Below are 8,540 nucleotides of genomic sequence, written 5' to 3' on the forward strand. Positions count from 1 at the left end.
GGTGTGCATCGGACTGCTGGCCAGCTTGGCCTGCGATCGCAAGTGGGACTTCGAGTGCACGGCGGTGTGGGTCGACCGCAAGGGCGCCGAGCTCTCGCGCGAGGTCTACAGCTACCCGCAGATGGCGGACGAGCGCGGCGCGACGGCCCGCTGTGAAAAAGAGATGCTCGAGGCGCGGCCGCGCGGCGGCAAGTCGGCGACCTGCCACTGCGTCGGTCAGGACTAGCTCCTAGGAGCCCGTGGTGAAACCCAACACGACACCTCGCTTGGTCCTTCCGCCGATGGCGTTGTCGCCAAAACTTGCAGTACGCCCGGTACATCGGCGTTTTGGCTTCGCGCCCTCGACGAAAATCCCGGCGCGAGGAGCCGCGCTGGGTTCCACCACGGGCTCTAGAGCGGCGATCAGTTTGGAGGCGCGCTCTCAGGTGCGTCTGGGCGGTCTCGTGGCGAGGAGCGAGGCCGAAGCTGTGGTGGACCCACTGCGAGCGCCGAGCGACAAAGACCACGGGGCCGCCCAGATGTGCCTGAGAGTGTGAATTCAAACTGATTGCCGCTCTAGCAGCCCGTGGGCCCGGACGCCCGAGTCGCCATGTCTGACACCGACACCTCGTCTCCTCCTGCGCTCGCCACTGGTTGTGCCCCGGACGCGGCCCCGGATCCGTCTCCGGGGCCGGCTGCGTCGACGGCTTCGGCCGCGGTCGCCTCGGCGATCAAGACCTACGGGACCTTCGCCGGCGTGTTCACGCCGACGATGCTGACCATCCTCGGGGTGATCATGTACCTGCGGATCGGCTGGGTGGTCGGCAACGCCGGGCTGCTCGGGGCCGTGGGCGTCATGGCCGTGGCGATCGGGATCACGACCTCGACCGGCCTCTCGCTCTCGTCGATCTCGACGAACACCCGCCTCGGCGCGGGCGGGCCCTACGCGATCATCTCGCGCTCCCTCGGCCGCGAGATCGGCGGCTCGGTCGGCGTGCCCCTCTACCTCTCGCAGGCCCTGGCCGTGGCCATGTACATCTTTGGTCTGCGCGCGGGCTGGCAGTGGATCTTCCCGGATCACCCGGCCCTGGTCATCGACCTCGTGGCCTTCGCGGTGGTCTTTGCGATCGCCTTCATCAGCGCCGGCCTGGCCTTTCGCGTCCAGTACGTGGTCATGGCCCTGGTCCTCGCCTCGCTGGTCGCGATCGTCGCGGCCCCGGGGGTGTGGACGAGCGAGCAGGCGCTCACGCTGTGGGGCAGCTACCCCGGCAGCCCCAGCGAGGGCATCGAGGGCGCGGACTTTTGGGTGGTGTTCGCGGTCTTCTTCCCGGCCGCGACGGGGATCCTGGCCGGCGCCAACATGTCCGGCGAGCTCACCAACCCGCGCAAGAGCATCCCCCTGGGCACGCTCAGCGCCATCGCAATCAGCGCGGTCGTCTACCTCGTGCTCGCGCTGTGGGTGGCCAAGGCGGCGAGCCCCGACGAGCTGGTCTCCAACTACATGATCATGATCGACCGCTCGCTCTCGCGGCCGGTGGTGGTCGCCGGGCTGCTCGGCGCGACCTTCTCCTCGGCGCTCTCGTCCCTGGTCGGGCGCCGCGGATCCTGCTCGCGCTCGGCCGCGACGACCTGCTGCCGCGCGGGGAGTGGTTCGCCAAGGTCTCGGCCAAGGGCGAGCCGCGCCGGGCGATGCTGGTCACCGGGGCGATCGTGCTCGTCGGCCTGGTCCTGCGCGACCTCAACATGATCGCGCCGCTGATCAGCATGTTCTTCCTGATCACCTACGCGGTGATCAACATCGTGGTGCTCGCCGAGTCCAGCCTCGGGCTGACCAGCTTTCGCCCGACGCTGCGCCTGCCCAAGCTCGTGCCGCTGTGCGGGACGCTCGGCTGCATCTTTGCGATGTTCATCGTCAACCCGACCTTCAGCCTGATCGCGGTCGGCCTGGTCTTGACGATGTACCTGTGGATGCTCAAGAGCGGCATGGGTCGGGGCGGGGCCGACGACGTGCGCAGCGGCTTCTTCGTGGCCTTCGCCCACTGGGCGGCGACCAAGGTCGCGGATCTGGGGATCATGCACGCCGCCCGCGGCTGGAAGCCCAACTTGCTGGTCCCGGTCCGCGACGCCGCGACCTTGCGCGGCGAGTATCGGCTGCTGCGCGCGCTGTGCCACCCCGAGGGCTCGGTCAAGCTCCTGGGCATCGCCACGCGCGAGACCGTGGAAGACCTCAGCGGACGGATCGACGCCCTGGCCGGCTCGCTGCGCCAGGCCGGGGTGTTCACCTCGGACTCGGTGATCGACTCGACGGGCTTCGAGACCGGCGTGGTCGCGGGGATGCAGGCGCTCGGGAGCGCGTTTTTTCGGCCCAACTTGCTGTTCTTGGACCTCCCCGACGGGCCCGCGCACCAGGCCGAGCTCCCGAGCCTGCTGCTCGAGGCCCGGCGCCAGCGCGTGGGCGTGATCGTCTGCGCCATGCACCACGAGGCCGGGAGCGGGCGCGAGCAGGTGGTCAACGTATGGCTCGACCTCAGCGCGCAGGGCAGCTCGATCGCCGAGGTGCTGACCGAGGGCAACAGCCACCTGGCGCTGCTCTTGGCCTATCGCCTGGCCCGGGCCTGGGAGGCCGAGCTCAACATCGTCGGGACCATCTCTCGCGCCGAGGACGAGGCCAGCGCGCGGGCCCAGGTCGATGAGATCCGCGATCTCGCGCGGATCCCCGCGACCGGGCGGACCCACATCCTCGTCGGCGAGATCGAGGCGGTCGCCCACCTGTCTCCGCAGTCCGACTTCGACATCATCGGCCTGCGCGCTGGCGACGACCTCGCGTTCATGAACCGCATGGTCGAGGCCACGCGCTCGTCGTGCATGTTCACCCTCGACTCGGGCAACGAGAACGTGCTGGCCTGAGCGCTCAGTAGCACTGCCAGTTGGCCTCGCCGCCGGCCCAGACGTACATCTCGCCGCTGTCGCCGAGGTTGAGGCCAAAGCTCTCGCTGAGCTGGAACAAGAAGGTGCCCATGGGCTCGGGCGACTGGATCCAGATCGGCTCACCGAGGGCGTAGCCGTCGCAATTGAACAGCAGCTTGCGCAGCTGCTGGAGCTCGGGGTTGTCCGTGCGCCGGGCGAACACGCCGCCGGGGAGGTCGAGGGGGACGATCGCAAAGGGCCGCGCCTCGGGGTGCAAGGCGCCCGGAGCGGCGCAGGGGACGAGCTCGCTGTCCTCGACGAGCTCGTCCTCGTGGCGCTCGCCCAGGAAAAAGGAGAGCGTGCGCGCGCCCTCGTGCCCCGCGAGGGCGGCGAGCTCGGGCGCGTCCTGGAGGTCGATGGTGAGCACGTGGTCCATGGGCTCGCCCGCGCGCAGGGGGACCTCGACGCCCGCGGGGGGCGGCCCGTCGTAGCAGCTCAGGCTACCGTCGCGCGGCGGGCTCAGCTTGGCGTAGAGGTCGAAGGCGTAGACGCGCCGGTGGTCGCGGCCGGCCTTCGCCAGGCGCTGCATGGTCTGCAGCGAGGTCTCCTTGGCGAGGCCCTGGGCGGCGCCGAGGGCCTCGACGGCGGGCGGCGGAAACACGGACTCGAGCTGGCCCAAGAAGGTTCGGTCGCCCTGGCTGATGGCGATGTGGCGCTCGAAGAGGGGCAGGGCCGCGTCGCCGAGGCGGGTGACGGCCTGCTTGACGAGGCCGAGCGCGCGGATGTCTGCGCGGCGCTCGATCACCGTCTTCACGGCGAGCTCGTGGACGCCGGGATCCTCGACGAAGCTGGCCACCCACAGCAGCTGCTCGGGCCGGGAGGCGGGCGCCTCGGCCTCGAGCTGGTCGCGGACGTGGCGGGCGAGGGCCTTGGCGTCCACGGCCGGGAGCACCACGGTCAGCGCCTCGCACAGCGAGTGCGAGAGCTCGTCTCGGTCGCCGAGCTCGAGGCGCGCGAGCAGCTCGACGTCGATGCGCTCGCCGTCTCGGGCCGCCTGAAGCAGGGCCAGCGGAAGGGCGTCCGCGATGCGCTTCTTCTGATCCCCGGCGCGCGGGCTGTCGAGCTCGCGCAGCAGCGTGGGCAGGGCGGCCAGGCCCGGGAGCGCGAGCCACATGGGGGAGAGGTAGGCGTCGTCGGCCGTGAAGATCTTCGCGTAGCTGTCGGCGTCGAAGCGCAGGGATAGAGGGGCCGCGGCGCGCGAGGACATGCGCGAGTCGAGCAAGCGCGCGGCGAGGGCGTCGACGCGCGCGTCGCCGAGGGCCGTGAGCGCGCGGCGGTAGCGGGGGACGGCCTCCTCGCCCGTGCTCAGCGAGGGGTTCATGGCCAGGATCCTGGCCATGAACCCCTCGCTGAGCACGGGCGAGGAGGCCGTCCCCCGCTACCGCCGCGCGCTCACGGCCCTCGGCGACGCGCGCGTCGACGCCCTCGCCGCGCGCTTGCTCGACTCGCGCATGTCCTCGCGCGCCGCGGCCCCTCTATCCCTGCGCTTCGACGCCGACAGCTACGCGAAGATCTTCACGGCCGACGACGCCTACCTCTCCCCCATGTGGCTCGCGCTCCCGGGCCTGGCCGCCCTGCCCACGCTGCTGCGCGAGCTCGACAGCCCGCGCGCCGGGATCAGAAGAAGCGCATCGCGGACGCCCTTCCGCTGGCCCTGCTTCAGGCGGCCCGAGACGGCGAGCGCATCGACGTCGAGCTGCTCGCGCGCCTCGAGCTCGGCGACCGAGACGAGCTCTCGCACTCGCTGTGCGAGGCGCTGACCGTGGTGCTCCCGGCCGTGGACGCCAAGGCCCTCGCCCGCCACGTCCGCGACCAGCTCGAGGCCGAGGCGCCCGCCTCCCGCCCGAGCAGCTGCTGTGGGTGGCCAGCTTCGTCGAGGATCCCGGCGTCCACGAGCTCGCCGTGAAGACGGTGATCGAGCGCCGCGCAGACATCCGCGCGCTCGGCCTCGTCAAGCAGGCCGTCACCCGCCTCGGCGACGCGGCCCTGCCCTCTCTCGAGCGCCACATCGCCATCAGCCAGGGCGACCGAACCTTCTTGGGCCAGCTCGAGTCCGTGTTTCCGCCGCCCGCCGTCGAGGCCCTCGGCGCCGCCCAGGGCCTCGCCAAGGAGACCTCGCTGCAGACCATGCAGCGCCTGGCGAAGGCCGGCCGCGACCACCGGCGCGTCTACGCCTTCGACCTCTACGCCAAGCTGAGCCCGCCGCGCGACGGTAGCCTGAGCTGCTACGACGGGCCGCCCCCCGCGGGCGTCGAGGTCCCCCTGCGCGCGGGCGAGCCCATGGACCACGTGCTCACCATCGACCTCCAGGACGCGCCCGAGCTCGCCGCCCTCGCGGGGCACGAGGGCGCGCGCACGCTCTCCTTTTTCCTGGGCGAGCGCCACGAGGACGAGCTCGTCGAGGACAGCGAGCTCGTCCCCTGCGCCGCTCCGGGCGCCTTGCACCCCGAGGCGCGGCCCTTTGCGATCGTCCCCCTCGACCTCCCCGGCGGCGTGTTCGCCCGGCGCACGGACAACCCCGAGCTCCAGCAGCTGCGCAAGCTGCTGTTCAATTGCGACGGCTACGCCCTCGGTGAGCCGATCTGGATCCAGTCGCCCGAGCCCATGGGCACCTTCTTGTTCCAGCTCAGCGAGAGCTTTGGCCTCAACCTCGGCGACAGCGGCGAGATGTACGTCTGGGCCGGCGGCGAGGCCAACTGGCAGTGCTACTGAGCGCTCAGGCCAGCACGTTCTCGTTGCCCGAGTCGAGGGTGAACATGCACGACGAGCGCGTGGCCTCGACCATGCGGTTCATGAACGCGAGGTCGTCGCCAGCGCGCAGGCCGATGATGTCGAAGTCGGACTGCGGAGACAGGTGGGCGACCGCCTCGATCTCGCCGACGAGGATGTGGGTCCGCCCGGTCGCGGGGATCCGCGCGAGATCGCGGATCTCATCGACCTGGGCCCGCGCGCTGGCCTCGTCCTCGGCGCGAGAGATGGTCCCGACGATGTTGAGCTCGGCCTCCCAGGCCCGGGCCAGGCGATAGGCCAAGAGCAGCGCCAGGTGGCTGTTGCCCTCGGTCAGCACCTCGGCGATCGAGCTGCCCTGCGCGCTGAGGTCGAGCCATACGTTGACCACCTGCTCGCGCCCGCTCCCGGCCTCGTGGTGCATGGCGCAGACGATCACGCCCACGCGCTGGCGCCGGGCCTCGAGCAGCAGGCTCGGGAGCTCGGCCTGGTGCGCGGGCCCGTCGGGGAGGTCCAAGAACAGCAAGTTGGGCCGAAAAAACGCGCTCCCGAGCGCCTGCATCCCCGCGACCACGCCGGTCTCGAAGCCCGTCGAGTCGATCACCGAGTCCGAGGTGAACACCCCGGCCTGGCGCAGCGAGCCGGCCAGGGCGTCGATCCGTCCGCTGAGGTCTTCCACGGTCTCGCGCGTGGCGATGCCCAGGAGCTTGACCGAGCCCTCGGGGTGGCACAGCGCGCGCAGCAGCCGATACTCGCCGCGCAAGGTCGCGGCGTCGCGGACCGGGACCAGCAAGTTGGGCTTCCAGCCGCGGGCGGCGTGCATGATCCCCAGATCCGCGACCTTGGTCGCCGCCCAGTGGGCGAAGGCCACGAAGAAGCCGCTGCGCACGTCGTCGGCCCCGCCCCGACCCATGCCGCTCTTGAGCATCCACAGGTACATCGTCAAGACCAGGCCGACCGCGATCAGGCTGAAGGTCGGGTTGACGATGAACATCGCAAAGATGCAGCCGAGCGTCCCGCACAGCGGCACGAGCTTGGGCAGGCGCAGCGTCGGGCGAAAGCTGGTCAGCCCGAGGCTGGACTCGGCGAGCACCACGATGTTGATCACCGCGTAGGTGATCAGGAAGAACATGCTGATCAGCGGCGCGATCATGTTGAGGTCGCGCAGGACCAGGCCGACGAGCACGATCGCCCCGGTGACCAGCATCGCCCGGCGCGGCTCGCCCTTGGCCGAGACCTTGGCGAACCACTCCCCGCGCGGCAGCAGGTCGTCGCGGCCGAGCGCGAGCAGGATCCGCGGCGCCCCGACCAGGGACGAGAGCGCCGAGGAGAAGGTCGCGCCGAGCAGCCCGGCGACCACCACCGGCCGCGAGAGCGAGCGGTCGATCATGATCATGTAGTTGGAGACCAGCTCGTCGGGGCTCGCCGCCTTGGCCACCCACAGCGCGAGCACGAGGTAGACGACCGCGCTGATTGCGATGGCGCTGAGCGTGCCCAGGGGGATGCTCTTGCGCGGGTTGGTGAGCTCGCCGGACATGTTGGCGCCGGCCAGGATCCCCGTCGCGGCCGGGAAGAAGACCGCGAACACCACCCAAAAGTCCGCGCCCTCGATGCCCTCGCTGGGGCTGCCGGGGTAGCTGCCCCACAGCGTGAGCGCCTGCTCGCTCGTCCACACCCCCGGGGCCGCGACGATCGCGACCAGCGAGGCGAGGACCAGGGCCATGACCACGTACTGGACGCGAAAGGCCAGGCCGGCGCTGATGAAGGCGATCGCAAAGACCACCGCGAAGGCCACGAGGTCGATGACCAGGGCCGGGTGATCCGGGAAGATCCACTGCCAGCCCGCGCGCAGACCAAAGATGTACATGGCCACGGCCAGGGCCTGCGAGAGGTAGAGGGGCACGCCGACCGAGCCGCCGATCTCGCGGCCGAGGGAGCGCGAGATGATCGCGTAGGGCCCGCCCGCGCCGAGGCGGGTGTTCGTCGAGATCGACGAGAGCGAGAGGCCGGTCGAGGTCGTGATCCCGATCGCCACGGCCATGACGCCCACGGCCCCGAGCAGCCCGGCGTTGCCGACCACCCAGCCGATCCGCAGGTACATGATCACCCCGAGGATGGTCAGCATCGTCGGCGTGAACACGCCGGCGAAGGTCCCGTAGGTCTTGATCGCCGAGGCGACCGCGGCCGAAGCCGTCGACGCAGCCGGCCCCGGAGACGGATCCGGGGCCGCGTCCGGGGCACAACCAGTGGCGAGCGCAGGAGGAGACGAGGTGTCGGTGTCAGACATGGCGACTCGGGCGTCCGGGCCCACGGGCTGCTAGAGCGGCAATCAGTTTGAATTCACACTCTCAGGCACATCTGGGCGGCCCCGTGGTCTTTGTCGCTCGGCGCTCGCAGTGGGTCCACCACAGCTTCGGCCTCGCTCCTCGCCACGAGACCGCCCAGACGCACCTGAGAGCGCGCCTCCAAACTGATCGCCGCTCTAGAGCCCGTGGTGGAACCCAGCGCGGCTCCTCGCGCCGGGATTTTCGTCGAGGGCGCGAAGCCAAAACGCCGATGTACCGGGCGTACTGCAAGTTTTGGCGACAACGCCATCGGCGGAAGGACCAAGCGAGGTGTCGTGTTGGGTTTCACCACGGGCTCCTAGGAGCTAGTCCTGACCGACGCAGTGGCAGGTCCGCCGACTTGCCGCCGCGCGGCCGCGCCTCGAGCATCTCTTTTTCACAGCGGGCCGTCGCGCCGCGCTCGTCCGCCATCTGCGGGTAGCTGTAGACCTCGCGCGAGAGCTCGGCGCCCTTGCGGTCGACCCACACCGCCGTGCACTCGAAGTCCCACTTGCGATCGCAGGCCAAGCTGGCCAGCAGTCC

Annotated in this window: 8 protein-coding genes and 1 pseudogene; 6 read left to right on the forward strand and 3 right to left on the reverse strand. The window is 70.6% G+C overall.

Annotated elements, in window-relative coordinates:
- The 3 genes and pseudogenes from G6O69_RS38465 to G6O69_RS42665 form a co-directional block, all read left to right on the forward strand.
- The coding region (locus G6O69_RS38465) for a hypothetical protein (RefSeq protein ID WP_176397388.1) at positions 1–226 on the forward strand (226 nt) is incomplete at its 5' end.
- Positions 227–775: 549 nt separating this feature from the next.
- Positions 776–1,890: pseudogene (locus G6O69_RS42660) on the forward strand (amino acid permease); the annotation flags it as partial.
- A gap of 162 nt (positions 1,891–2,052) precedes the next feature.
- The gene (locus G6O69_RS42665) at positions 2,053–2,886 is read left to right on the forward strand and encodes a hypothetical protein (RefSeq protein ID WP_346017174.1); all 834 of its coding nucleotides are present in this window, start codon (positions 2,053–2,055) and stop codon (positions 2,884–2,886) included.
- 4 nt (positions 2,887–2,890) lie between these two features.
- Here the strand turns inward: G6O69_RS42665 and G6O69_RS38480 are convergent, their stop codons facing one another.
- Entirely contained in the window at positions 2,891–4,285 is a 1,395-nt protein-coding gene (locus G6O69_RS38480; RefSeq protein ID WP_176397390.1) for a hypothetical protein, read from the reverse strand.
- On the opposite strand from G6O69_RS38480, the gene G6O69_RS38485 reads away from it, so the two are divergent.
- The 3 genes from G6O69_RS38485 to G6O69_RS38495 are packed head-to-tail and all read left to right on the forward strand — an operon-like array spanning position 4,266 to position 5,658.
- A complete protein-coding gene (locus G6O69_RS38485) occupies positions 4,266–4,706 on the forward strand; it encodes a hypothetical protein (protein WP_176397391.1) in 441 nt (146 codons plus the stop codon). The two genes, G6O69_RS38480 and G6O69_RS38485, sit on opposite strands and share 20 nt — an antisense overlap.
- Before the next feature lie 2 nt (positions 4,707–4,708).
- Entirely contained in the window at positions 4,709–4,852 is a 144-nt protein-coding gene (locus G6O69_RS38490) for a hypothetical protein (RefSeq protein ID WP_176397392.1), read from the forward strand.
- On the forward strand, positions 4,807–5,658 hold the full coding sequence (locus tag G6O69_RS38495) for a hypothetical protein (protein WP_176397393.1): 852 nt from the start codon (positions 4,807–4,809) through the stop codon (positions 5,656–5,658). Before G6O69_RS38490 ends, G6O69_RS38495 begins: the two co-directional genes overlap by 46 nt.
- Before the next feature lie 4 nt (positions 5,659–5,662).
- On the opposite strand, the gene G6O69_RS38500 is transcribed toward G6O69_RS38495, so the two are convergent.
- Complete coding sequence (locus tag G6O69_RS38500; RefSeq protein ID WP_172301695.1) at positions 5,663–7,960, reverse strand: amino acid permease; 2,298 nt, start codon at positions 7,958–7,960, stop codon at positions 5,663–5,665.
- Positions 7,961–8,303: 343 nt separating this feature from the next.
- A partial coding sequence (locus tag G6O69_RS38505; RefSeq protein ID WP_176397394.1) for a hypothetical protein occupies positions 8,304–8,540 on the reverse strand: 237 nt, incomplete at its 5' end.

The organism is Pseudenhygromyxa sp. WMMC2535 (assembly GCF_011083025.2).